Below are 24,505 nucleotides of genomic sequence, written 5' to 3' on the forward strand. Positions count from 1 at the left end.
CTTATAAATGATAATGAATCTGGATTAGACTAAAGGTCATTCATTGAGTAATGGCCCACATTGGGGAGAACGTTTTTGAAAGGATTACCATTAAAAGCGATTGCGCTCGCTATCGCATTAAGCAATCCGGTTTCTGCGCAAACGTTGGAGCAAGCTGTATCCATCACCTTGGCATCTAACCCGGAGCTAAAAAGCGCATTTAATCAATTTAAGAGTCGTGAATATGATGCCGAAGCATCGTCAGGCGCTTACTTACCGAAAATTGATCTTGATGCAGGTATCGGTTATGAGGGAATTAATCCAGCTGATGGTAATAGAAATACGGATTTAACTCGTAAAGATGCCACTCTTACCCTCACTCAATTGATTTGGGATGGGTCTGCCACATTGAATGATATGGATAGAACGGCAGCGGAAGCCGAGGCGGATCGCTATCAATTACTAGCCGATGCCTCTAACATGGCTTTAGAAGTTACCAAGATTTATCTGGATGCGACGAAAGCTTCTGAGATTTTAACTCTGTCAGAAAACAATCTGGCTATTCACAAAGATATCTACCGCGATATTAAAAAGCGCGCCGACTCAGGGATTGGCTCTACAGCCGATGTGACCCAAGTTGAGGCTCGTTTAGCAAAAGCGCACAGCAACTTAGTGGCCGCACAAAACAATCTTTTTGATATCTACACTCAATTTCGTCGATTAGTGGGTCAAGAACCAGTGAGCTTAGAGTTTCCTCGGGCCGATCAAAATGCGATACCACCCACATTAGAAAATGCTTTAAGTATGGCGCAAGAAAATCATCCTGTGATTAAGGTTGCTCAAGCGGATGTAGATGCTGCTCGCTTCCAATATAAGCAGTCTAAAGCGCCAAATTACCCGACACTCTCTTTTGAAGCGGCTCAAAGCTGGCGTAACGATGCCGGTGGTGTCAAAGGCAGCAGTGATGAGCTCAGTGCGATGCTCCGTTTACGCTACAACCTTTACAATGGCGGCAGTGACAGTGATCGTACGCAGAGTGCAGCTTATCAGCTCAATCGTTCCAAAGATCTGCGTGAAAAAACCTTCCGCACTGTTGAAGAAGGTCTTCGCTTATCTTGGAGCGCCTTGGATCTCACTCTGCAACAGAAGCATTTTTTGGCTGATCATGTTGACTCCGCATCCAAAACCGTCGTTGCTTACCGTAAGCAGTATCAAATTGGCCAACGCACATTGCTCGATCTTCTCAACACGGAAAATGAGCTTTTCGAGGCTCGCAAGGGTTACCTCGATGCACGATATGCTGAACAATATGCAAAATATCGTGTGATGAATGCATCTGGTAACTTGTTAGATGCCTTAAGAGTCGATATCCCGCAGGAATGGACAACTAAGGTGGAGTACTAATATGTCAATCAAATCATGGGCTCTGCCGCTAATTCTTTGCACTGTAACCACGTCGGCATTGGCAAATCAGGGCGAGTACAAAAAACACGAAGGTGATGAGTACGACTACCGTCCTACTCCACTCGCAAATCAGATTGCGGATCTGCAAGATGATGATAGAGACGGCGTTATCAATGCTCGCGATCTCTGTCCTGATACACCTAAGGGCTCTGAAATCGATAATGATGGCTGTGGCACCTTTGTGAAAGCATCACAGATGCAGCAATTACATATTCTGTTTGCCAATGACTCTAGTTCGATTGAACCTGCGTTTTTAACGCAAATCCGTCAGATGGCTGAGTTTTTGCAAACCTATCCTTCAACATCTATTGAGTTACAAGGCTACGCGAGCAAAGTAGGCAGCGCAGAACATAATCTGGCACTCTCTAAGCAGCGTTCAGAAGCAGTTCGTGACCAATTACTGCGTTATGGTGTAGCACCAGAGCGCGTGAACATTGTCGGATATGGGGATAGCGTTTTGGAAGTAGAAGGTACCGATGATGTGAGCCACGCTCGTAACCGTCGCGTTACCGCAACGGTAGTTGGCTACAAAGGTGAAGTTGTCAAAGAGTGGACGATTTTCACGACACTTCCTATGTAATCACTATCTTCAAACATCAAAAAGCCGTGATTACTCACGGCTTTTTGATGTTTTTTATTGGCTATCGTCATCAAGGGTGAGTAATCCTAATCGCTTAACCTCACCGCTTCGAGTCCAAACAAAATACGTACTCGCTATTCAATTGACCATAAAGATAAGGCGCGTTTGAAATCCTCATAGCCAAACTGGTTGATCTTCTGAATTTGGCCATTTTTGCGCTCACAATAAACCGACGGCATTTTCAGGCCATTGAACCAATTGAGTTTAACCATGGTATAACCCGCGCTGTCTAGGATATGCAGTTTCTGCCCGACCTGTAACGGCTCATCAAACTTAGCCACACAGAACTGATCGCCCGCTAAGCAAGAACAAGAGCCAATCACATATTCGTGCTGTCCGTTGTCACTGGCTTCCAACACCGATGCAGGCTCTTTATAGATCAGCGTATCTAAGCGGTGCGCTTCCGTTGCGGAATCGACAATCGCGGTTTTCATCCCGTTTTCCACAATATCTACCACTGTCACTACAAGATCCGTGGTTTTGGTAATGATCGCCTCACCCGGTTCGAGATAGAGCTGAACAGCGTGACGCTCAGCAAACGCTTTCAGTGCTGCGCCTAATTTATCGACATCGTAACCCGGCCAAGTAAAGAATACGCCCCCCCCTAAACTCACCCAATCTAATTTATCGAGATAACGACCAAAACGTTCGGAAATGGCATCCAGTAAGCCAATAAAGGCATCAACGTCTTTATTTTCACAATTCATATGAAACATCACGCCATCAATCGAATCGAAGACACTTTCATCGATATGATCGGCCTGTACCCCTAAACGCGAAAACTGACGCGCGGGATTAGCAAGGTCTTGACCTGCATAACTAACGCCGGGGTTGATACGCAAACCTAGCGACGCTTTGCCTTCCACAAGATGGCGATAAGCGGCCAGTTGCGATTGTGAGTTGAAGATCATTTTGTCACAAATATCAATGACTTCTTTTACATCCTCTTCACTGTAACCTACTGAGTAAGCATGAGTTTCACCACCGAAAGTTTCATAGCCCAGTTTCACTTCAAACGGACCCGAGCTGGTTGTGCCATCTAAATAAGGTTTGATGATGTCAAAAACACCCCAAGTTGAGAAACACTTCAGTGCCAACACCATTTTCACACCCGAAATGTCCTTCAGGTGCTTAGCAATTTCTAGGTTAGCGATGAGTTTTGCTTCATCAATCATGAAGTATGGGGTTTTCAATTCGTCTTTTAGCATGTTTATTCCTATTTCCTGCAATGTTTCCATTCATGTTGGTGATAGCAAATATCTCGATAACAAGAATGGAAAAACAGCCATAACCCTTCGGCTATAGCTGTTTATACCCAAACTACTTGGAGTTGCAGGTAGGCGGTAAGTGAGTTCATCCCCATGAGCATAGATACACTATGTGATTGGGGTGAACGAACGTAGCCAACACCGCTGCTGCTTCAAGTAGGAAGGGTATAGAGTTAATCACTGAGGTTTTTACACTCAGCGTGCATTATTTCACCACTTGAATATCTGGCTGACCAGGTTCAAGTTCCATGACATCCCAGCCTAGACCGATCGATGGCATCGTTTCTAGGAAAGGATCAGGATTAAGCTGCTCCATATTGAATACCCCCGGCTCTGCCCATTCACCACGGAAAAACTGCAATGCCGCGGTAATCGCAGGCACACCCGTTGTATAGGCAATCGCTTGGTGTTCAACGTCATGGTAAGCCACTTCATGATCTGCATGGTTATAGATGAAAACGCTACGCGCTTTACCGTCTTTTTTGCCCTGTACCCAAGTACCAATGCAGGTCAGACCTTTGTATCCCGGCGCAAGCGATGTGGGATCGGGCAACATCGCTTTCAATACTTGCAGGGGCTTAACAACCGTTCCATCTTGCAGAGTTAGAGGCTCTGGACTCAGTAAGCCAATATCACGCATCACATTGAAATAATTCAAGTAGCGATCACCAAAACCCATCCAGAACTCAATGCGCTTGGCAGGAATGAACTCTTTCAGCGAACGCAGCTCATCATGCGACATGGAGTACACTTTGAATTTGCCACATTTAGGGAAATCAAACTCCAACATCCGACTATGGCAAGGGACGCGTTTCCACTCCCCTGCATCCCAATAGATGGAGTCACCCTGAATTTCCAATAGGTTGGTTTCAGGGTCAAAGTTAGTCGCAAACTTCTTGCCGTGATCGCCAGCATTAATGTCTAAAACGTCAATGGTGTCGATTTCATCGAACAGATATTTCGCTGCGTAGGCCGCAAATACGCTGACTACACCCGGATCAAAACCCGCACTTAAAATCGCGGTGATACCGGCTTGCTTAAATTTGTCGCGAAACGCCCATTGTGCGTCATACGCCTCAGGTACTTGCTGGCCTTTTGAACAGAGATCGACCGAAACAGAAGTGTCCAAATAGGAAACTTTCGCTTGGTAACACGCTTCCATAATGGCGACGTTGACCCATGGTGGCCCAGCATTGATGACTAAATCTGGTTTTACTTCATTAATCAGTTTCACCAGTGATTCGATATCATCCACGTTAACCTGACGCGCTTCTAGTTTCTTGGAAGAGTCTTTAAGGTTGTTTTTACCCTTAATCGACTCAATGATTTTTTCACACTTCGCAATCGAACGAGACGCAATAGTAATATCACCCAGCACATCGTTGTTTTGTGCGGCTTTGTGCGCCACAACCCAACCAACACCGCCTGCACCAATCTGTAGAATAGACATAGTTCCTTTACCTTTAGTTCGCTAGCTCAGCAGCTAGAGCTTCAATTTTAGCCAGTAGAGAGTCGAAATCCGACATCGTCAAGCATGGGTTCAAGATTGTGAATTTTAAGGCCGTTTTGCCATCCACTATGGTTTCGCCAAGTACAGCGACACCACGTACCAGCGCCTGTAGACGAACAGCTTTGTTCAATTCATCCAGATCAGCAGCTTGTTCATTTACCGCGCGGAATAACACGGTAGACAAAGATGGCTCAGCTAAAAGCTCGAAGCCTTGATGCTGACGTACCAGTTCCGCCACCTGCAATGTTTGAGCGAGCAGGTGATCGTACATGGCGCCCAGTTGTTTAGGTCCCACGTTTTGCATGGTCATAAACACTTTAAGGGCATCAAAACGTTTAGTAGTCGAAATCGATTTATCGACTAGGTTTGGCAGCGTATCGTGCTCACGGTTTAAGTAGTCTGCATGGTGCAGCAGGTACTTAAAGTTATGCTTGTCTTTGAGCAGCAATGCGCCACAGCTAATGGTTTGGAAAAACAGCTTATGGAAATCCACACTGATGGATTGAGCGCGCTCGATACCATTGAGGCGATCTTTATGGCTGCTCAGGATCAACGCACCGCCATAAGCACTGTCCACATGCATCCACAGTGCGTGCTTCTCCGCCACATCGGCGATCGTCACCAGATCATCAATCGCACCGTGATCGGTAGTGCCTGCGGTGCCCACAATGGCAAAGGGAATCAGCCCTTCGGCTTTGGCTTGTTCAACCACAGCTTCAAGCTTAGTCACATCCATGGTGCCATTAGGTAGTGCGTCAACAGCAAGAATGGCTTTCTCACCGAGTCCCATCCAAGATGCCGATTTTTGTACCGTGAAGTGAGATTTCTTCGAGCAAACAATACGCAGTTTGTCCGCATACTCAGGTAGACCCAATTTCTGGATTGAATGACCACTGAGCTTATCGGCGATCCAGTCACGAGCCAGCATCAGGCCCATTTGGTTACTTTGCGTGCCACCGCTGGTGAAAATACCGTCCGCTTGCGCGCCCAGTTCATACTTTTCACACATCCAATCCACGACTTTTTGCTCAACAAAGGTCGCCGCAGAAGATTGATCCCATGAGTCCATGGATTGGTTCAATGACGCAATAATTGCTTCAGCAACAACGGAAGGCATTAAGGGTGGCGTGTGCAGGTGCGCAATACAGTCAGGGTGCTGCACCATGATGGAGTTTTTCGCGATCAACTCAGCGGTTTCAGAGATAACCTCTTTTAATGACGCATTTTTGTTATCCAGATCCACCGCGTAAATCGCTTCTTCCAGCAGTTTAGGATCAAGGCCTGAATAGGGTGCTTTCACCTCTTCAAACACGGCTTTCATCGCAGCGGTCGTATGGTTCATCACTTGTGAGAACTCTTGGCTGCCCATGTGGCCAGTGTGAATAAAGTGTTTTTTCCACTCTTGGTTAACTTGCTCAGGATCTTTTTTACCGCCGCCTGCAGCAAGAATCGCCTCTTCAAGCACGCGTAACGCGAAATCGAGCTGTTCAAACGAAATGATGACTGGTGGCAAGAAACGAATCACTGAGCCATCACGGCCGCCCTTTTCTACCATCAAGCCGCGCTCAAGTGCCGCACGTTGAATCGCCAATGTCAGTTGTGGTGCTGATTTTGGCTCACCAAACTTGTTCAGTTCACCAGTTGGATCTTTAATCTCAAGACCGAGCATCAAGCCTTTACCACGCACTTCGGCAACGCAATTGACTCGACTTTGGATTTTTTCTAGGCCGGCGCGTAGGTATTGACCCGCAATACGCGCGTGCTCAACGAGGTTATCACGCTGAATGATTTCCAGTGCTTTAGCGCCAGATACCATCGCCAGTTGGTTGCCACGGAAGGTTCCGGTGTGCTCACCCGGACGCCATGTGTCGTGCTTTTTGTTGATAACCAGAATCGACATTGGTAAACCGCCGCCGATGGCTTTTGATAAACAAAGCACGTCAGGAATTATGCCGGACTCTTCAAATGCAAAGTTGTGGCCTGTTTTGCCTACACCACATTGGATTTCGTCAAAAATCAATAGGATGCCGTGCTCATCACAAATGCGGCGCAGTTCTCGCAACCAGAATGCTGGCGCAGGGATCACCCCCCCCTCACCTTGTACGGGTTCAACGATGATCGCGGCAGGTTTCATGATCCCCGCTTCATCATCATTCAGCAGACGTTCGATGTAGCGGATACTGGCTTTTGCCCCCTCATCGCCCCCTAAACCAAACGGACAGCGTAAGCTGTACGGGAAAGGCATAAAATGCACATCAGACATCAAGCCAGTACGGCGCGCTTTGGTATTGAGGTTACCCATCATCCCCATCGTGCCGTTAGTCATGCCGTGGTAGGCACCACGGAAGGCAAACATGGTGTTACGACCCGTGGTTTGCTTGGCAAGCTTAATTGCCGCCTCAACCGCATCGGCACCCGATGGGCCACAGAACTGGATCACACAATCTTCACCCAAGGCTTTAGGCAAAAAGCTCTTCACGGTTTTGATGAAATGGGTTTTCGCTTCGGTTGCAATATCCAGAGTTTGGTATGGCAAACCAGAGTCGAGTTGTGCTTTCAGTGCTTGATTGATTTCTGGATGGTTATAACCAAGCACCAAAGTACCTGCACCGGCTAAGCAATCCAAGAAAATCTGCCCACGCGTATCTTCCACCAAGCAGCCATAGGCTTGTTTAATGGCAATAGGAATGCGGCGTGGATAAGAACGCACTTCAGATTCATGCGCAGCTTGATCAAGCAGCACTTGGTCTGGCGTGAGATCGTAAAGACCGTCTAATAACGGCACTTGAGTTGAAAACAGAGTTGCGATGTGGTTATCGACTTCAAAGGCTGTACTCATCTTTTTCCCCTTGAGATGATTCGTGTCCGCCTTTCCGGTTTAGGTTATGGAAATGGCGAATAGCAAAATGCTCCGCGTTTGCGCATAGGCAAGTCGGAATGTAGGTCATCGCTTGGATGACGAATTGCTAAATCAGAGAATCAAGGTTCAGTAATGCTGCTGTCCTGCTGAACAGGGCATAGAGGAAGTACAAAGCTGATTAATGTATATAAGTTAAGTGAGTTCAATGTTGGGTTTCCCATTCACATGCCGCTCCGCAGCAAGAGTATCCCGTCTATCGACAAAAGGACTTGTCGATACCTACCCTACGTGGTGTCACAATCAGCCTGAATGGTCACCACGCGTGTCCCCCAGAAGCTCAGTCCGAGATTGGCGCGAACCTTATCATAAAAAGAAAGTCAAGCGCAATCGTTTTTAATAATTATTCGCATCGACTGCATAGCCTTATTGATATGAATGGTTATAAGAATTTCTGCACTTGACCTTCTCTCTAGAGTCCCAACTGAGCTGCAAATTCGGGACACAATCATAGTGTGAACCTACAAAAAAGCCCCCGCATTGCGGAGGCTAGAATCGTTCAAAGCCTGATGAAATGATTACGCTTTTTTGAGCGGCAGAGAGAGTCTCAGTAAAGAATAACCAAGTAATGCAGCGGTGGTTGACCCCATTAAAATACCTAAGCGCGCATAAGTATCATAGGCTTCATTAGCTTGGCCAAAAGCCAGTGATGAAATGAAGATCGACATAGTAAAACCGATGCCACACAGTACCGATACTGCAAAAATATGCTTGAAGTTGATCCCTTCTGGTAGTTTTGCTACCCCGAGTTTTACCGCGGCCCAACTAAAACTAAAAATACCTAACGGCTTACCAAGGAGCAGACCTAATGCAACACCGAGTGGCAGCATAGAGGTAAGCCCCGCTAATGACACGCCTTGTAGTGAGATACCAGCATTAGCAAAAGCAAACACAGGTAAAATCGCAAAGGCAACATAAGGATGCAGTGCATGCTCAAGGTGTTTCAACGGTGAATGCTCACCCTTATTACCTTTCAGCGGGATAGCAAAACCAATCACTACTCCAGCCAATGTGGCGTGGACACCCGACTTTAATACGGCGATCCATAGGATGAGGCCTGCCACCAAATAAATACTCAATTTAGTGACGTGCTTGGTGTTAAGCATAAACAGCACACCCGTCATGATAAAGCCGATGGTGAGTGCAATGGTTGATAAATCACTGCTGTAAAACAGAGCGATGATCACTACTACGCCAAGGTCATCAATAATCGCCAGCGCCAGCAGAAACACTTTCAAACTCACAGGTACACGCTTACCCAGTAGCGCCATGATCCCGAGCGCAAAAGCAATATCGGTGGCTGCAGGAATCGCCCAACCTTGAATGGCAGCCGGATCGTTAAAATTGAACGCTACATAGATTAATGCAGGAGCGAGCATACCGCCTACCGCCGCTATCGCAGGGAAAATCGCCGTTTCACGGGATTTCAGCGCCCCTTCCAGCAGTTCACGTTTGACCTCTAAGCCAATCAACAAGAAAAACACCGCCATTAGACCATCATTAATCCAGTGCGAAACCGACATACCAAAGACATAGGTATGTAAAAATGCTTGGTACCCTTCACCCATTGCTGAATTGGCAATGACCATAGCAATCGCCGCCGCAATCACCAGCAGAATGCCCCCCGCAGATTCCATCTTGAAGAAATCTCGAATCATGTCAGACATATGTTTGTCCTTAAATTATGTTAATAATTGATTAACAAAAGAATGTTCCAGAGTGTAGCTAGGCTTAGTGTAATGGAAAAATCGATTGTAATGAGGCTTTGCTTCGGTTTTTTCGAATCCAGACGTATTTCACTGCGAATTTCACCTTAATTGAGTATAGACAGTCTCAGTTTCATACTGAGATCAAAAAATAGTAATTGATTGTTTTATATTGTTCTCATATCCAAAAAAGCGCTTAACGCGCCTTTTTGTCAAACCCTAAATAATCATCACTGGAAATTAATAGCCCGATAATTGCATAAAACCCGTCTGGTTGTGGCTGCCCAGTACTTTAATTCGCCCTTCCCAATACGGAACTAAGAATGTCTGCCAAGCGTCACGATCCAATGGCTCAATAGATACATTCACTTGAAACTTAGGAATCGCTAACCGCCAACGTAGAGGGACTCGCTTTCCATTACTCAATGAAGACGAGGAAAGCGCTTCGAGTTGAATATCCCGATTCAACAACGCGACACTCTTACCGTTGAGGTTATGCAGCATGCCGTACACAGAATCAGGCACTCCACGGTGGCGAAAGCGATTGACCGTCAACCATTGCTTATCGTTGAGTGGGATAACGAAACTATCCGTGCCCGCCAGATCGTTAGCGACTAACTCACTGCCCCACTCTTTACTTAACCAAGCGCGTCCGCGGACTCTCAATGCGGGTAGCTCAGGACTTACCACCAAATCACCATGAACTGCGATATAGGGCAGTTGAAACTGGTAACTCGCAAGAGAAAGCAGCTCTTGTTTGACCTGATAACCGCGATCCCCCGATAACTCATAAGGACCAAGCGCACGCAGTTGCAGATTTAGGGCGAAGTGATCGGCACTGAGGTGCAAATTACCGGGTAAAGGTCCCATGCCCAATGAACGCCAAGTCCAGTTATCAATCCACATCCGAAAAGGCTGATCGCCCATTCCGGCTTGACCAATGCCGCCACGAGCCATTTTTTGATCGCGCAGACTCACTTTCTTGCCATTAATCACGATAGAAGAAAAATAAAGCTGAGGTGTCTGCCACCCTAACGTATCACGCTCATCCTGCGCCAAACGCAAAAAGTTCCATTGCACACTGAACGGATTGCCTTGTTCATCCTCCAGTAAAGCGTATAGCTTCCACCACTCTTGTTCAAATTCAGGGCGAGAGGCAAAATCAGCCGGTAAACGAACGGGATGATTGGGTAAAACGGGCTCAAACACAGCCTGTACCGTCGAATGTCCAGGATCAGCCGAGTGCAGTAACATGCTGTGATACTCATCCTGCTCATAGCCAATAAAGCCCACCACAAAAAACAATGCGCCAAGGCAGAGCCATACCCAAGGTTTCAAGCGCATACGAAAGCGGCGCATTTACAAAGCCTCTCGCAGTGATTTCATCGGTGATTTTCTTGCCAAACGAATAATCGGCAAAGCGCCCGCCAAAATTAAAGCCATCATAGACCACACCACTGTGTACACATACTCTCCCGGCACCACTTGCAACTGCATAGTCCATCCAAAGGAATGCTTGATCACCACATCAATCACTAATTTGGCCAAAGTTAACCCCAAAGGCAGCGCAATCAATAAAGAAATAGCGCCGAAAACAAATAACTGCATGCCGCCAATCAGCACTAGCTCTTTACCCGACACACCAAGGCAGCGCAGTAAAGAGATATGGCGTAAACGCGATGTTTCTCCCGCTAGAGTTGAGAAGAAAATACCACAGACGGCGATAAATAAGGTGATATTGCCCAGCGTCTCCGCAATCGAAAACGTGCGATCAAAAACCCGCATCGCATGACTATGAATATTGGTGTTATCAAAGATACGATCCGCATCCAGCCTAAAAATGGTATCAAGGCGTTTTTTGACACTTTCTCCGGTAAGTCCTTCTTTAAGCACAACCGCCAAGGCTACGTTGCCAGTGCCGGCAAAGGCTTTCATCCAGTTTTGATGTGACATCATCACTTGATGATAAGGATTACCGTAATCGTAATAGACCCCAAAAACCGCCCACCCCGAGCCCATCGGCTCCGGTAAATCAATCAGGTCACCGGGGCGAATCCCGAGCTTCAGCGCCATCGATTCACTGATCATCACCCCCCGCGCATGGTGCAAATGGTACCAATAATTAGGCACGCCCAGTTTGACGGTTAGTGAGTCCAGCTCGCCATCCGAAGCGCCCGTACTGACAATTTGTACTGGCCCATGTCGTGATGCGAAATCTTTTTCCCAACGCCACCACACGGCGTCAACTTCAGGTTGCTGGCCAAGCCATTGGCTCATACGAGAGGCAACACTGTTACTCGGATGAAGGTAGATATCGGCTGCAAGGCGCTGGCTGAGCCAGCGATCTGTGGTGTCTCGGAAACTGCCGACCATGGTTTCAACACCAATATTGGCCGCTAAAGCGACCATAAATGCCATCGTGGCGACGCCACGATAACTCATACTCGCGGCGGCATCGGCAAAAAACCAACGCACTTTGACCCAGCGCAGCGTGTAAGAAAAGCTGGTGAATAACGTCCAGATAATGTAGGGAGTAAACAGCGCAACGCTCAGAAGCATTAAGCCAATAATCGCAAACCCTGATTGCTGACTTTTCGGGGCTTGATAAATCGCGACCGCAGCCACACACAAAGCACAGGCCAGTAGCGCTTGTAGCTTAAACTCTTTCCCCGCAAAACGAACCAGTGACAGGCGTGCCGATAAGCGAATAGGTTGAGAACGCAACAAACGCACCAAAGGCCATGTACAAGAAGCAAAGGCCGCCAATAATGCCATTAAAAGACTGTAACTGCTCCATGACCAATCCCAACCAATCGCTAAGTCCACATTGGCGTTATACAGATAACCCAAACTGCTCGCGACAGATGGAATTAATTGATTAGCAAGTAGTAAACCCAAGGCGTTACCGCATACCCAACTCACCAACACTAATAGCAAAAGTTCAATCAGCAATGCTTTGGCCAGTTGCCAACCATTAACACCAATTTGTCTTAGCGTGCCCACCAGAGGCTGACGCTGCACCATGGATAGTGACATCGCTTGATAGAAAATAAAGATACCGACTAAAAAGGCCAACATGCCCATCGCGGTTAAGTTGAGATGGAAAGCTTGCGTTAAAGACTCCAACTCTGAACGTGTACTGCGGGTGAGCGTTAAGCCATTGGGCAAGCTTTTTTTCAGTTTATCGAGCTTGGCCGGTGGCATATCCGCACACGCGATCACCGTCAATCCAGAGCCTTTTTTGAGCATACGGACCAAGGATAAGTCGGCCACCACTCGCATTCCCGTGACTTGGTTATGTCTATCAATCACAATCGGGCCAAGCTGAGAACCATCCGTCAGCGCAATGTAGTCCCCTTCTTGCCAATCTTGCAATTTGGCTAACTCTTGACTCACCATGACCGGATATGGTGGGTTCATCAGTTGCAAACCACTTTGTTGAGCTAAGGGTTTGCCGTTGTCGAGAGAGAGTAACGCGACGGGATCAATCCCTTGTAAAATCAGATCTAAGCCTGACGTAGTACTAAAGCGGTAATCATCGAAAGGAACACACTGCTGAAAACCGTCACGACGTAACTGAATATATAAGCCTTGCGGAATTTTATTAGCAATATGCTTGGAGCGGATACGATAGGGTAAAGGATTAGAAAATAGCTTCTCACCATGCTCATAACTTTGTCTGGCATGATGGTTAATGGCTGTAACGCCCACCAATAGAGAGACACCGAGAGTCAGACCAAGCCAGACCAGACAAATCTGTAATGGATAGCGACGATAATGACCCAATAGCGCCTTAACTACGGGCCATAACATGCAGTTGTCCTCCTTGCAGACGAATACAGCCATCCATGTGCTGCGCAACTTTTTCACTGTGCGTCACCAAAAGCAAGGCACAATCGAGTTGACGAGTCAGAGTCGTGAGCAAGCGCATTACCGCTTCGGCATTGCGTTCATCTAAGCTGCCGGTCGGCTCATCAGCAAGTAAAATTTTCGGTTCCATATACAAAGCGCGCGCAATCGCCGCTCTTTGTTGTTGACCACCAGACACCTCTTCTGGGTAGCGACCCAGCAAAGGCATGAGATCGAGAGCCGACAGAATTTGTCGCCACAAACTGGCATCTTCAGGTAAGCCTTTCAGTTGACGACAGAAACGAATGTTATCGGCAATGTTGAGTGTGGGTAGCAAGTTATATTGCTGGAAGATTTGGCCAATATTGTCACGACGAAATGCCGTACGATGGTGCTCAGAAGTGTGATGCATGGGAAATCCGGGAAACCAGATTTCCCCCGAGTCAGCGCTATCTAGACCGGCGATCAAGTTAAGTAGAGTACTTTTACCAGATCCACTCTCGCCCATGAGCGCTAACTGATCGCCTTGGTTCAACGTCAACTCAGCTCCCTGCAAAACAGGATGAAATTCATCACCATCTACATAGCCTTTGCATAGGTCTATTAGCTGTAACATCGAACCACTCATTGCCGAAAATGAAACCGGACACAGAATCTACACCAAAACCCTAAGCGGAGAAAGTATTTTGGCTAGCAGATCACACTATATGCATTAATTTGCACCAGCCGAACGATGAGTGTCTAATTTTCAATCAAATTCTTCATCCACTTCTTGCTTTTCATACGGTGTAGTGAGCCAAACCACTTAACCAGTTCCTCAGTCAAGAACAAAAGATAAATCCATTGAGGGTCGACTTTTAACACTAAAGCTGCAAATGCCGCGAGCGGGATACCAATACACCACTGCGCGACGATGTCTTGGCCGAGACAGAATTTTACATCGCCGCCCGCGCGCAACACGCCAACGATCGCGGTCATCGGGAATGAACGCAGCACGATGCCTAAGCACAAGATCAGCATGAATTTTTCTGATAACTCGCGCGTTTCAGGGGTTAACGCCGTAAACGCACCAAGCACCGGAATTTGCACCAGATACAGACCAATCGCGACAACAATACCGACCAGCACACTGCATGCGGTTACACCTATCGCTTGGTAGTACACCGCTTCATAGTTTTTCGCGCCAAGTTGATTGCCCACCAAGACGGCCGCCGCAGTAGACATGCCAATCAGTAAACTCAGGGAAATCGATTCAACCGGAGTCATGACGGATAGCGCAGCAAGCCCCTGAACCCCCGTCTGCCCCATGATAGCGTGGTAGGTAAATAAACCGGCAGCCCAGATCAGAAAGTTAAACGTGGTGGGTAATGACAAACGTAGAAAACGGCTGATTTTCGGTAAATCAATCACCGCGTTGATGTCTTGCCAGCCAAAGGCCATCAAATGTTTTTTGCCATACAAGTAACTGTACAAACAAGCAATTTCAATCGCGCCACTCAACACGGTGGCAATCGCCGCCCCTTGAATACCCATCGCTGGGAATCCAAATTTACCGAAAATTAACATCCAGTTCAGTACCACGTTAGACACAATGCCAATACCGCTGAAAAACGTGCTTACCCCGGGCTTGTGCATCGCGCGAAGTCCTACTGCCATACTGCTGACACAGGCCACCGCAAACATGGTGAACGAGGTGATAATCAGATATTGACTACCCAGCGCATTAACTTGCTCCGAATCGGTGGTTAACGACATGATTTGCTGTGGAAAAAACAGGAACAGCAATACCGTGAAAAAAGCAAAAAAGTTTGAGACTAACCAAGTCAGTGCCGTACTTTCACGCACACCTTTGCGATCGCCCGCGCCCCAATACTGCGCCGTTAGCAGTGCGCCGCCTGTGGTCACGCCCACCAGCATAATCGTAGTCACAAAGGTGGCACGTGCCGCGACACCCACTGCGGCAATTTCGGCCTCTCCCAGTTGACCGAGCATGAGCACATCGACCAAACCGCGGCTGGAAAACATGATATTTTGTAGCGTGATCGGCAAAGCAATCGCGATCAAGCGGCGGAAGAAATCCCCTCTCATGTGGGATAAAACTTGAGAGACAACAGACACAATATCACTCCAAAGCGTGAGGACTACCTTTTACCTGTTAAGGTTAAGGACATAGTAAGCAGAAAAAACAGCCGCTATTATACTCACGCACACATAAGCACAACAAACGATTAAAAAGGACCGTCGGATGAAAAAGGTATTAGTGTTAGGTGCATCAGGTTATGTAGGGACGCAATTGCTGCCGCTACTGCTAGAGGCTGGATACCATACCACGGCCGCCTCTCGTCATATCGAGACATTGCATGCGCGCTTGCCCACTCATCCCAACTTAACTCGGCTCACGCTGGATTTAGCGGATCGTCAGAAAACTCTCGCCACCATCCCCAATTATGATTTGGTCTTTTTCTTGGTTCATGGCATGGCGCATGGCGGGGATTTTGTCGATTACGAGCTTTCATTGGCACAAAACGTAAAAGACGCGCTCGATCTTGCGCATAGCCAAGTACGACATGTGATCTATTTAAGCTCGCTCCAACCGGAGTCTGGCCGCTCCCCTCATTTACAAGCGCGTTACGCTACTGGTCAGATACTGCGCCAGTCACGTGTCCCGATAACGGAGCTGAGAGCGGGGGTTATCATCGGCCCTGGCTCGGCTGCATTCGAAATCATGCGCGATTTTGTCTACAACTTGCCAGTACTCATTACGCCTAAATGGGTTGACTCCCAAGCCAATCCAATTGCTCTGGCTAATCTCAACACCTATTTACTGAAATTTGCTGAAGAGCAGCCAAAGATGCATCAGACGTTTGAGCTTGGCGGGCCTGATGTCCTCAGCTATCGCGAACAGTTTCAGATTCTGTGCGAATTGACCGGGAAACCCTATCGCTTATGGTCGACGCGCTTTCTCACTCCAAGCATGGCTGCACGCTGGCTCGGTATGGTGACTTCGGTGCCAAGCTCGATTGGACGCTCGCTGCTGGAAGGGTTAACACATGATTTTATTGCCGACACCCAAGCGATTGAAGCACGCTATCCACAGCCATTGATCGCCTATCGAGAAGCGGTCAAAGCGGCGATCAGCAGTGAAGGGACCTTTGTGCGTAGCCAAGTATGGGGATTTGACCCTCACGCCATTGTTCGTTGGCAACCGGGCTTTGGTTATTACCCCAAGCAAGCGGGGGCCAGCATCGAAACCGAGTTAACTAGCCAAGCGCTGTGGAAAGTCATCCGCACTATAGGCCGCCGCGATCAAGGGTATTTTTTTGCCAATATTCTGTGGCGCACTCGTGAATGGTTGGATGTGCTGTTTGGTGGTGGTAAGCCGATTCGTCGCTATCCCGCTGGCGCTGAGCTCGCAGTGGGAGATTATATCGACTCTTGGAAGGTGATCCGCTGCCAACCGCAGCAGTTTTTGTCCTTGCTATTTGGTATGAAAGGCCCGGGGCTAGGACGTTTGGAATTTACCATCGATGATTTGGGCGATAAGCGACGCCTGAATGTAACGGCATGGTGGCACCCACAAGGTTTTCTCGGCTTGATGTACTGGTATGCCATGATGCCAGCGCATCTGTTTATCTTTCGTGGCATGGTAAAAGCTATCATAAAAAAATCCCGCCGAGATTAAGCGACGGGATGAGGTTTTCTTCAGTCAGGCTTTTGAGCGCCGTTTTTCAAACTGATCTAACTGAGCTATTTAGTTAGCATGAAAAGTTAGTTAGCACGAAAAGAAATCGGAATTTCCGCCAACTGAGTACCTTGGTTGGCCGGGAAAATCAGGTACTCACCATGGTATTTTACATTCGATTTGTAATCGGTTTGCTTATGTACCATAAATCCCGCCGCAAAGGCTTTCTCAATAAAGCCAGCGTGGTGCCCGCGCACAAACCAGTTCATTGGTTTCACTAACCGTTCACCATCAAAACAAGCTTCACACTGCACAGAGCAAAGAGCCAATGAATTCTGGCCGTCAGTAAAAATCTGCACTTTTCCTGCATTGACTAACGGCTCAGAGGTCGAAACTTCCCAACCTGCTTGCTCCATCTCATCCAAAAACGCTTCGATTTGTTTATCGGTGATCGGTGTGTGCTCTTGCTCTGCAAAAAAATGCGCGTAATACGCGGAGATGCGTTGAAAGGTCGGTAACAGTTGTGATTCTGTCCCTTTTGAGCGCCCCGCTTTCTGCCACTGAGTTAAATCATCACCCACGCAGCGGTGAAACCGTTGTGCTTTTAGCGCTTTCGTCACCCAATGCACTAAAAAATGGTTGTTAGCCACTGGCGCATTGGCAAGCTTGCCCGCTTTATGTTCGGCCTCTAATTCTGCCAGTGCAGTATTGACCACATTTTGAATTTCTAAATGGTAATTCGCCATTACGCTTTTCTTCCTAACGTCCAGTAAAAGGCACCTGATAACACAGAACAAGCCGCCATCACAAATATCATTGGCCATGTTTCAGTACCCGGCAACGCAGCCACGACAGCGCCGATGATTGAGCCCGTACCAAAACGCAATGTGCCCGCTAATGATGATGCGGTTCCCGCCATACGCGGGTATTTACTCAGCAACAACCCCATCGAGTTACTGCCAATGGTTGAGATTGTACCGACAAACAACACCACAAATGGTACGGTTCCCCATAATCCCCAATCCATGACCCAGCTAACAAACAGACCAATCCCCGCCATCAGCTGTAAAAAGAGTGCGAAGCGTAGCATGTTGTGTGAGCCGATTTTTTTGACAAAACGGCCGTTGATCGTGGTCAGCGCAATCATCGCGACAATATTAAGGCCAAACAGGTATCCGAAACCGTCTGGGCTAACACCATAAATATCGATGTACACAAACGCGCCGGCCGTCAAAAACGCGAACATACCGGCGAACGAAAATGCGCCTGAGAAAATGAGCCCCATGGCAACCGGATTTTTACACAAATCAAAATAGTTGCGCATGGTGCTACGAAAACGCAGCGGCTGACGATTTTCAGGGCTCAGCGTTTCCGGAATTTTCCACATCACCATTGCGATAACGAGTGCCGCAAACAGCGCCAACACCCAGAAGATGGAACGCCAGCCAAACCAAATCGCCAAATGCCCACCGATCATGGGTGCAACCAAGGGAGCCAAGGTCACCACTAAAGTGACAAACGACATCGCCCGCGCGAAATCTTCGCGGTCAAACATATCGCGTACCACCGCTTGAATGACCACGGCCGCAGCCGCCCCCGCAAAACCTTGCGCGGCACGAATGTAGGTTAAGGCTTCAATACCATTAGTAGTCGCGCTCACCATAGCGGCAATACCAAAGAGGAAGATACCGCACAGCATCACCGGACGGCGACCATAACTATCGGCCAGCGGACCATGCAGCAATTGGCCAATGGCAAAGCCTGCCGTATAGGCAGTTAGAGTAATTTGCACCGCACCAGCGTTAACGCCGAAATCACGGGCAATGGTCGGCATGGCTGGCAAATACATATCGATCGCCAGCGGTGTCAACGCACCGAGCGCACCGAGCACAATATAAAGCAACAAACTCATTTGCGGTGTTTGTTGGGTATTCACGGTTGAGGTAGACATACTTCTCCGTAGAGTTAAATTGGGTTTTCCGCGTACACCCATAAGTGTATGCGAATTAGAGATTGCTTGATGAGGCAATAAAACATCGGAGGACTTAACGCTTAAATTCAGCGCTAAGCCTTATCGGTCTATACCCTTCTTACTTGAAGCTGCAGCGATGTTGGCTACGTTCGTTCACCTCAATCACATAGTCTCTCTATGCTGATGGAGACTCACTTGCCGCCTACCTGCAACTCCAAGTTGTTTGGGTATATGATCTTAATAATCGCCGCGATTAACTAGTGCTAATTCAGAAACAATCTATTTCCTAAATCTTGGTTTATTTCCAGATTGAAGCCACTTCTTCTCCCGTCAAATAGCGGTATTCCCCCGGCTCAAGGGTTTCATCTAAGGTAATCTGACCAATACGTTCACGATGTAACCCAATGACTTTATTACCTAAAGCGGCAAACATACGCTTCACTTGGTGATACTTTCCTTCATGGATGGTCAATAGCACTTCCGTTTCACTGATCACCTCCAGTTGCGCGGGCAAAGTCAGCTCACGTTCACCACGCAATTCAATACCTCGGTTAAATTGCTCTGCGTAATCAGCTTGAATGGGATCCGCCAACCACACGCGGTAGGTCTTCTCGCACTTATGTTTTGGTGACGTGACTCGGTGCGACCATTGCCCATCATCAGTGATCAGCAGTAAACCTGTGGTATCGACATCCAAGCGGCCTGCAAAGTGCAAATCTTCAACATTCACTTCATCAAGCAAGGTAAACGCCGTTTGGTTGAAACCATCCTCATGCGAGCAGACCACACCATCCGGTTTGTGCATCATGATGTAACGCGGGCCATGCAACGTAATTTCACGGCCTTGCCACTCAACGCACGACGTCTCTTTGAGTTTGAATGCACCACTTTTTTGCACCACATCATCGACGGTCACTTCACCACTTTTGAGAAGTTGAGTGGCCTCTTTGCGCGTTGTACCGAGCGCATCACACAGGAATTTGTCTAAACGCATGCTTACCTCATCTGCTGGAAGTCGGCTATTATACAGACCTCACACAATAATTACCCAGCGCAATTGCTTGCGGCCGACATCAAACGATGCAAAAGCCGTCAATTGCCCAGATAACCTCGGTAACTCCCAGCGGATGTATACGTTACGACCTTATCAAGCCGACTCAGTGAAAGCCGTCGTGCACTATTTTCGCCAGCACTCTACCCCCGCTGTGATTGTGCTTCCGACCGGCGCAGGAAAAAGCTTAGTGATCGCAGAGCTTGCGCGCCTTGCCCGTGGCCGCGTATTGGTATTGGCCCATGTCAAAGAGTTGGTTGAGCAAAACCACGCCAAATATGAAGGCTATGGCTTAACCGGCGCGATTTTTTCCGCAGGCTTGGGGCGCAAAGAAACCGATCAACAAGTGGTGTTTGCCTCAGTGCAATCGGTGGTGCGCAACTTATCCGAGTTCCAAAACCAGTTCTCTTTATTGGTGATTGATGAGTGCCACCGCGTCCCCGATGACAAAAACAGCAGTTATCAAAAAGTGATCACCCATTTGCTGGAACTCAATCCGGGCATGAAAGTGCTCGGACTGACCGCAACCCCCTATCGGCTCGGGATGGGATGGATTTACCAGTATCACACCCGTGGTTTAGTGCGCAGTGAAGAGCCGCGTTTTTTCCGCGACTGTATTTTTGAGCTACCCATTCACTATTTATTGGATGAAGGTTTTCTCACCCCCGCTCAATTGATTGACACCCCCGTCATGAGCTATGACTTTTCGCAGTTGAAACCGGCCAATACCGGGCGCTATCGTGAATCAGAACTCGACTTGGTGATTGAGCAATCACAGCGCGCCACTCCGCAAATTGTTGCCCAGATCATTGAGCTTGCTAAAGCGCGACAAGGGGTGATGATTTTTGCAGCGACCGTGCGTCACGCCGAAGAGATCTACCGTTTACTGCCTACCGAGCACGCTGCTTTAGTGATCGGTGATACCCCAACGCCAGAGCGTGATCGCATTATCCAAGCGTTCAAGCAGCAACAGATTAAGTTTTTGGTCAATGTTTCCGTACTCACCACCGGATTTGATGCGCCGCATGTCGATTTGATTGCGATTTTAAGGCCAACGGAATCGGTCAGTCTCTATCAACAAATTGTCGGCCGCGGGCTACGCCTTGCGGCGGGCAAATCCGACTGTTTGGTGCTCGACTATGCGGGTAATCAGTACGATCTGTATCAACCTGAAGTGGGCGATCCGAAACCCGATTCAGACAGCGAAATCATCACCATTCCCTGCCCCGCTTGCGGTTTTAACAATAACTTCTGGGGCAAGCTCGATGCGAACGGCTTTCTGATTGAGCACTATGGCCGCCGCTGCCAAGGCTATTTCACCGATGATGAGACGGGTGAGCGCGAGCATTGTGGCTACCGTTTTCGTGCCAAATACTGCAATGAATGTGGTGCGGATAACGACATCGCCGCTCGCATCTGCCATGAGTGTGACGCCACGTTAGTGGACCCCGATAAGAAACTCAAAGAAGCACTCAACCTGAAAGATGCGCTGGTGTTTGAATGTACCGACATGAGCCTGAAAGTTCATAAAGACGCCAAAGGGAAAAGCCAGCTTCAAGTGACTTACCACGGGCAAGATGCGGCGCAAGTACACCAGTTTTGGCCACTGAATACGCCGCGCCAAAAGCAGCAATTTCACGACCAATTTGTACGTCCACATCTGGCTGACAAACATCGGCCTTTTGAGGCAGCAACGCCTGCCAAAGTCGTGGATCATCAGCACCGCTTTCGGCCCCCCCTGTTTGTGATTGCGCGAAAATCGGGCCGCTTTTGGGCCATTCGAGACAAAGTATTTGCTGATGAATTCGCCTCCCCAATCGACGTTCACTTATCAAACCGAGACTAGGCAAACCCAAAGCAAGCGTTCATCATCTAAACCATAGCGATGGGGGTTTCGCAATTCACTTTCTGTTCATTTTTATCTCGTTATACTCGGCAACAGATTCAACATTCAGGTATTGATTATGCAGATTTTTCGTATGCAGCAAAGACCGCAAGCCAGCCTACTACTCCTATTGTTGTTGCTAGGGTTTGCACTGCCCACTCACGCTGATAACAAGGTGCGAGACTGGGAACAAGGCTCGTATCGTGAAGGGACGCAAATTGAAATTGATGAAGACCAAGATGACGTTTATCGCGCCGTCCAAAAAGGGTTGATTCGCCCTTTTGCCGAACTCTATGCCACGGTCGATCAGCAGTTGAATGGGCGTTTGATCAAAGTCGAGCTTGACGAAGATGACGATGAGTGGATTTATGAGCTGAAATTGGTGTATGACAATCAAGTCTTTCGTGTCGAATACAACGCCGCTACGTTGGAGCTGATGTCCATTCGCGGACGTAATGTGATTCATGCCATCAAAAAATAATCGAGCAGACCATGAAAATATTAGTTGTTGAAGATGATGTTCAGTTAGGCCAGCAGATCCTCTCGGCGTTAGAGCAAACAGGTTGGGTTCCCGAATTGGCACAAGATGGCATCGATGCCTTATACCGCGCCACCGCGGAAGAGTGGGACGTCATCGTACTCGATCTCGGCCTACCGAAATTGGATGGTTTGACCGTACTTAAAGGCATTCGAGACGAAAACATCAACACTCCTGTGGTGATTTTGAGTGCACGCGACACCCTCACTCAACGGGTCGAAGGTTTGAATGCAGGAGCGGACGATTACCTCACCAAACCCTTTGAAATGGTTGAGTTGATTGCTCGTATTCGCGCCCAACTGCGCCGTGCGTCCGGCAATGCCTCCCCGGTGATGCAAGTCGGTGATCTGAGTTTAGATACGCGCACTTCCAAAGTAATGTGGCAAGGGCAAGCGGTTAGCCTCACCGCCCTCGAATATAAAGTGATCGCCTATTTCATGCATAACCCTGAGAAAGTGATTTCACGCACTGAGCTTGTCGAACATATCTATAAGCAAGATTTTGACCGGGATTCCAATACCATTGAGGTGTTCATCGGGCGCATTCGTAAGAAAATTGCGCCGGATGTGATCAAAACCGTGCGCGGTCTTGGGTATCAGCTACATGCCAATTAAATCTCGGGCGTTACGTCATCTCAGCCTAAAAACCCGCTTGCTCCTTGCCGCGGCACTATGGCTAGGCGCGATGATCTTGGCCGCCGGTTATTTGATCCCCAATCTCATCCATCAATATCTGCTGGAAAATGTGCAAAACCAGTTGCAACTGTCGATGGATGAGATCACCGCCAACTTGGAAGCCAATCCACAAGGACAATTAACCCTCACCACTCGACTTGCGGATCCCCGTTTTACCCAGCCTTATAGTGGCCTTTACTGGTCAGCCACTTTAGGCGATCAAACGCTTCGCTCACGCTCGTTGTGGGATCGCTTTTTGACCGAAGAAACCCATGTTCACGGTACGATTTATCTTGGCGCGAAAGAGGAATCGTTAATTGTATTAAAGCGTACGGTTTATCTGCCCGAATTTTCACAACCCATCACAATCACGATAGGCTTGGATGATGCCTCCCTAAAAGCCACGCTACAGCGTGTGAGCAAAGAGTTGTGGATGATTCTGGCTCTATTGTTCAGCGGAATACTCATTTTAACCGGCGTACAAGTGACGTGGTCACTCCGCCCACTTTCGAAAATGCAGCGTGAGCTCTCAGCCTTGCGAGATGGCCAGCAAAATGCGTTGAATGGCGATTATCCACAAGAGATTTCACCACTAGTCAATGATCTCAACGCTCTCCTCTTTCATTACCAAGAGCTGCTTGAGCGAGCCAGACACCATGCGGGGAACTTATCCCACGCATTAAAAACACCACTTTCTGTGCTCAAAAACGAAGTCGCTCATCTGAATGATGCCCGGCTCAAAAGCCAGTTGCAGCCTTCTGTTGAACAGATCCAACAGCAAATTGACTACCATCTAGGGCGTGCTCGTATGGCGGGGTCCGCCAATATTCTTTCGGTCAAAACCGCACCCAGTGCGCGAGTCGATGCTATTTCACAAGCCTTTGATAAGGTTTACGCAAAGCGTGGAATCACCTTAGTGAATGAGCTGGATTCGGACTTAGAAGTGGCCGTTGAACCGACTGACTTAGATGAAATGATCGGTAACCTTCTGGAAAACAGCTACAAATGGGCCAACAGCTTAATTCGTGTACACAGCCAAATACTGGGTGACGATTGGGTACAGATTTGCGTGGAAGACGATGGTGCAGGTATCAGTGCAACGAACCGCGAAAAAGCCCTCAGACGTGGAGTGCGCTTAGATGAAACCACGCCCGGCTCTGGGCTTGGGCTTAATATTGTAAGTGAAATGGCGCACAGTTATCGTGGAGCATTGGCTTTGGGAGAGAGTCCGTTAGGCGGCTTAAAAGCCACACTGACCTTAAAACAACCCACTCGCGCAGCCAAAGCCGTCAAATCCCATTAAATGCAGTGCAAAAACGGATTTTCAGTTGCCCGAGAGAGCAATGAATGCTAGTATCCGCGCTCGTTTC

At 48.1% G+C, this 24,505-nt stretch carries 18 protein-coding genes; 7 read left to right on the plus strand and 11 right to left on the minus strand.

Annotation, left to right across the window (positions count from 1 at the left end; all coding sequences use genetic code 11):
• Positions 1 to 75 precede the first annotated feature (75 nt).
• Entirely contained in the window at positions 76 to 1,383 is a 1,308-nt protein-coding gene (locus R4537_RS12560) for a TolC family outer membrane protein (protein ID WP_071178350.1), read from the plus strand.
• Position 1,384: 1 nt separating this feature from the next.
• Positions 1,385 to 2,023 carry an OmpA family protein gene (locus R4537_RS12565; RefSeq protein ID WP_071178351.1) on the plus strand — a complete coding sequence of 213 codons (639 nt, stop codon included), beginning with the start codon at positions 1,385 to 1,387 and terminating at the stop codon, positions 2,021 to 2,023.
• 134 nt (positions 2,024 to 2,157) lie between these two features.
• Here the strand turns inward: R4537_RS12565 and nspC are convergent, their stop codons facing one another.
• The 8 genes from nspC to R4537_RS12605 form a co-directional block, all read right to left on the minus strand.
• Complete coding sequence (gene nspC, locus R4537_RS12570; protein WP_071178352.1) at positions 2,158 to 3,291, minus strand: carboxynorspermidine decarboxylase; 1,134 nt, start codon at positions 3,289 to 3,291, stop codon at positions 2,158 to 2,160.
• A gap of 265 nt (positions 3,292 to 3,556) precedes the next feature.
• Positions 3,557 to 4,801 carry a carboxynorspermidine synthase gene (locus R4537_RS12575; RefSeq protein WP_071178353.1) on the minus strand — a complete coding sequence of 415 codons (1,245 nt, stop codon included), beginning with the start codon at positions 4,799 to 4,801 and terminating at the stop codon, positions 3,557 to 3,559.
• A gap of 13 nt (positions 4,802 to 4,814) precedes the next feature.
• A complete protein-coding gene (locus R4537_RS12580) occupies positions 4,815 to 7,700 on the minus strand; it encodes a pyridoxal phosphate-dependent class III aminotransferase (RefSeq protein WP_071178354.1) in 2,886 nt (961 codons plus the stop codon).
• Between the two features lie 596 nt (positions 7,701 to 8,296).
• Complete coding sequence (gene nhaA / locus R4537_RS12585; protein ID WP_071178355.1) at positions 8,297 to 9,445, minus strand: Na+/H+ antiporter NhaA; 1,149 nt, start codon at positions 9,443 to 9,445, stop codon at positions 8,297 to 8,299.
• Positions 9,446 to 9,724: 279 nt separating this feature from the next.
• Positions 9,725 to 10,843: a lipocalin-like domain-containing protein gene (locus R4537_RS12590; protein ID WP_071178356.1), complete on the minus strand. Its 1,119-nt coding sequence runs from the start codon at positions 10,841 to 10,843 to the stop codon at positions 9,725 to 9,727.
• A complete protein-coding gene (locus tag R4537_RS12595; RefSeq protein ID WP_071178357.1) occupies positions 10,844 to 13,297 on the minus strand; it encodes an ABC transporter permease in 2,454 nt (817 codons plus the stop codon).
• Positions 13,278 to 13,949, minus strand: a complete 672-nt coding sequence (locus R4537_RS12600) for an ABC transporter ATP-binding protein (RefSeq protein WP_000939697.1) — start codon at positions 13,947 to 13,949, stop codon at positions 13,278 to 13,280. Before R4537_RS12600 ends, R4537_RS12595 begins: the two co-directional genes overlap by 20 nt.
• Positions 13,950 to 14,074: 125 nt before the next feature.
• Positions 14,075 to 15,451, minus strand: coding sequence for an MATE family efflux transporter (locus tag R4537_RS12605; RefSeq protein WP_071178358.1), 1,377 nt, complete (start codon positions 15,449 to 15,451; stop codon positions 14,075 to 14,077).
• Between the two features lie 127 nt (positions 15,452 to 15,578).
• On the opposite strand from R4537_RS12605, the gene R4537_RS12610 reads away from it, so the two are divergent.
• The gene (locus R4537_RS12610; RefSeq protein WP_071178359.1) at positions 15,579 to 17,015 is read left to right on the plus strand and encodes a DUF2867 domain-containing protein; all 1,437 of its coding nucleotides are present in this window, start codon (positions 15,579 to 15,581) and stop codon (positions 17,013 to 17,015) included.
• A gap of 86 nt (positions 17,016 to 17,101) precedes the next feature.
• Here R4537_RS12610 and R4537_RS12615 read toward each other — a convergent pair whose 3' ends face one another.
• The 3 genes from R4537_RS12615 to rsuA all read right to left on the minus strand — a co-directional run bounded on the left by R4537_RS12615 (position 17,102) and on the right by rsuA (position 19,981).
• Positions 17,102 to 17,761, minus strand: coding sequence for a DUF2913 family protein (locus R4537_RS12615; RefSeq protein ID WP_000024969.1), 660 nt, complete (start codon positions 17,759 to 17,761; stop codon positions 17,102 to 17,104).
• Positions 17,761 to 18,966: a Bcr/CflA family multidrug efflux MFS transporter gene (locus tag R4537_RS12620; RefSeq protein WP_000108087.1), complete on the minus strand. Its 1,206-nt coding sequence runs from the start codon at positions 18,964 to 18,966 to the stop codon at positions 17,761 to 17,763. Before R4537_RS12620 ends, R4537_RS12615 begins: the two co-directional genes overlap by 1 nt.
• Before the next feature lie 319 nt (positions 18,967 to 19,285).
• The gene (rsuA, locus tag R4537_RS12625) at positions 19,286 to 19,981 is read right to left on the minus strand and encodes a 16S rRNA pseudouridine(516) synthase RsuA (protein ID WP_071178360.1); all 696 of its coding nucleotides are present in this window, start codon (positions 19,979 to 19,981) and stop codon (positions 19,286 to 19,288) included.
• Between the two features lie 133 nt (positions 19,982 to 20,114).
• Between rsuA and radD the strand changes: the two genes are divergently transcribed.
• The 4 genes from radD to R4537_RS12645 all read left to right on the plus strand — a co-directional run bounded on the left by radD (position 20,115) and on the right by R4537_RS12645 (position 24,438).
• A complete protein-coding gene (gene radD / locus R4537_RS12630) occupies positions 20,115 to 21,884 on the plus strand; it encodes a DNA repair helicase RadD (protein WP_071178361.1) in 1,770 nt (589 codons plus the stop codon).
• Positions 21,885 to 22,002: 118 nt separating this feature from the next.
• Complete coding sequence (locus tag R4537_RS12635) at positions 22,003 to 22,404, plus strand: PepSY domain-containing protein (RefSeq protein WP_019828553.1); 402 nt, start codon at positions 22,003 to 22,005, stop codon at positions 22,402 to 22,404.
• 11 nt (positions 22,405 to 22,415) lie between these two features.
• Positions 22,416 to 23,075, plus strand: coding sequence for a response regulator transcription factor (locus R4537_RS12640; protein ID WP_000699609.1), 660 nt, complete (start codon positions 22,416 to 22,418; stop codon positions 23,073 to 23,075).
• Complete coding sequence (locus R4537_RS12645; RefSeq protein WP_071178362.1) at positions 23,065 to 24,438, plus strand: ATP-binding protein; 1,374 nt, start codon at positions 23,065 to 23,067, stop codon at positions 24,436 to 24,438. The genes R4537_RS12640 and R4537_RS12645 overlap by 11 nt, the downstream gene beginning before the upstream one ends.
• Positions 24,439 to 24,505 lie beyond the last annotated feature (67 nt).

It is taken from the genome of Vibrio paracholerae (assembly GCF_037672085.1).
Taxonomy (GTDB): Bacteria; Pseudomonadota; Gammaproteobacteria; order Enterobacterales; family Vibrionaceae; genus Vibrio; species Vibrio cholerae.

What these genes read in the sequence shown, in the direction of transcription:
- R4537_RS12565 (WP_071178351.1), top strand. Translation starts at nt 1,385, where the DNA reads ATGTCAATCAAATCATGGGCTCTGCCGCTAATTCTTTGCACTGTAACC.
- nspC (WP_071178352.1), bottom strand. Translation starts at nt 3,291, where the DNA reads ATGCTAAAAGACGAATTGAAAACCCCATACTTCATGATTGATGAAGCA.
- R4537_RS12575 (WP_071178353.1), bottom strand. Translation starts at nt 4,801, where the DNA reads ATGTCTATTCTACAGATTGGTGCAGGCGGTGTTGGTTGGGTTGTGGCG.
- R4537_RS12580 (WP_071178354.1), bottom strand. Translation starts at nt 7,700, where the DNA reads ATGAGTACAGCCTTTGAAGTCGATAACCACATCGCAACTCTGTTTTCA.
- nhaA (WP_071178355.1), bottom strand. Translation starts at nt 9,445, where the DNA reads ATGTCTGACATGATTCGAGATTTCTTCAAGATGGAATCTGCGGGGGGC.
- R4537_RS12590 (WP_071178356.1), bottom strand. Translation starts at nt 10,843, where the DNA reads ATGCGCCGCTTTCGTATGCGCTTGAAACCTTGGGTATGGCTCTGCCTT.
- R4537_RS12595 (WP_071178357.1), bottom strand. Translation starts at nt 13,297, where the DNA reads ATGTTATGGCCCGTAGTTAAGGCGCTATTGGGTCATTATCGTCGCTAT.
- R4537_RS12600 (WP_000939697.1), bottom strand. Translation starts at nt 13,949, where the DNA reads ATGTTACAGCTAATAGACCTATGCAAAGGCTATGTAGATGGTGATGAA.
- R4537_RS12610 (WP_071178359.1), top strand. Translation starts at nt 15,579, where the DNA reads ATGAAAAAGGTATTAGTGTTAGGTGCATCAGGTTATGTAGGGACGCAA.
- R4537_RS12615 (WP_000024969.1), bottom strand. Translation starts at nt 17,761, where the DNA reads ATGGCGAATTACCATTTAGAAATTCAAAATGTGGTCAATACTGCACTG.
- R4537_RS12620 (WP_000108087.1), bottom strand. Translation starts at nt 18,966, where the DNA reads ATGTCTACCTCAACCGTGAATACCCAACAAACACCGCAAATGAGTTTG.
- rsuA (WP_071178360.1), bottom strand. Translation starts at nt 19,981, where the DNA reads ATGCGTTTAGACAAATTCCTGTGTGATGCGCTCGGTACAACGCGCAAA.
- radD (WP_071178361.1), top strand. Translation starts at nt 20,115, where the DNA reads ATGTATACGTTACGACCTTATCAAGCCGACTCAGTGAAAGCCGTCGTG.
- R4537_RS12635 (WP_019828553.1), top strand. Translation starts at nt 22,003, where the DNA reads ATGCAGATTTTTCGTATGCAGCAAAGACCGCAAGCCAGCCTACTACTC.
- R4537_RS12640 (WP_000699609.1), top strand. Translation starts at nt 22,416, where the DNA reads ATGAAAATATTAGTTGTTGAAGATGATGTTCAGTTAGGCCAGCAGATC.
- R4537_RS12645 (WP_071178362.1), top strand. Translation starts at nt 23,065, where the DNA reads ATGCCAATTAAATCTCGGGCGTTACGTCATCTCAGCCTAAAAACCCGC.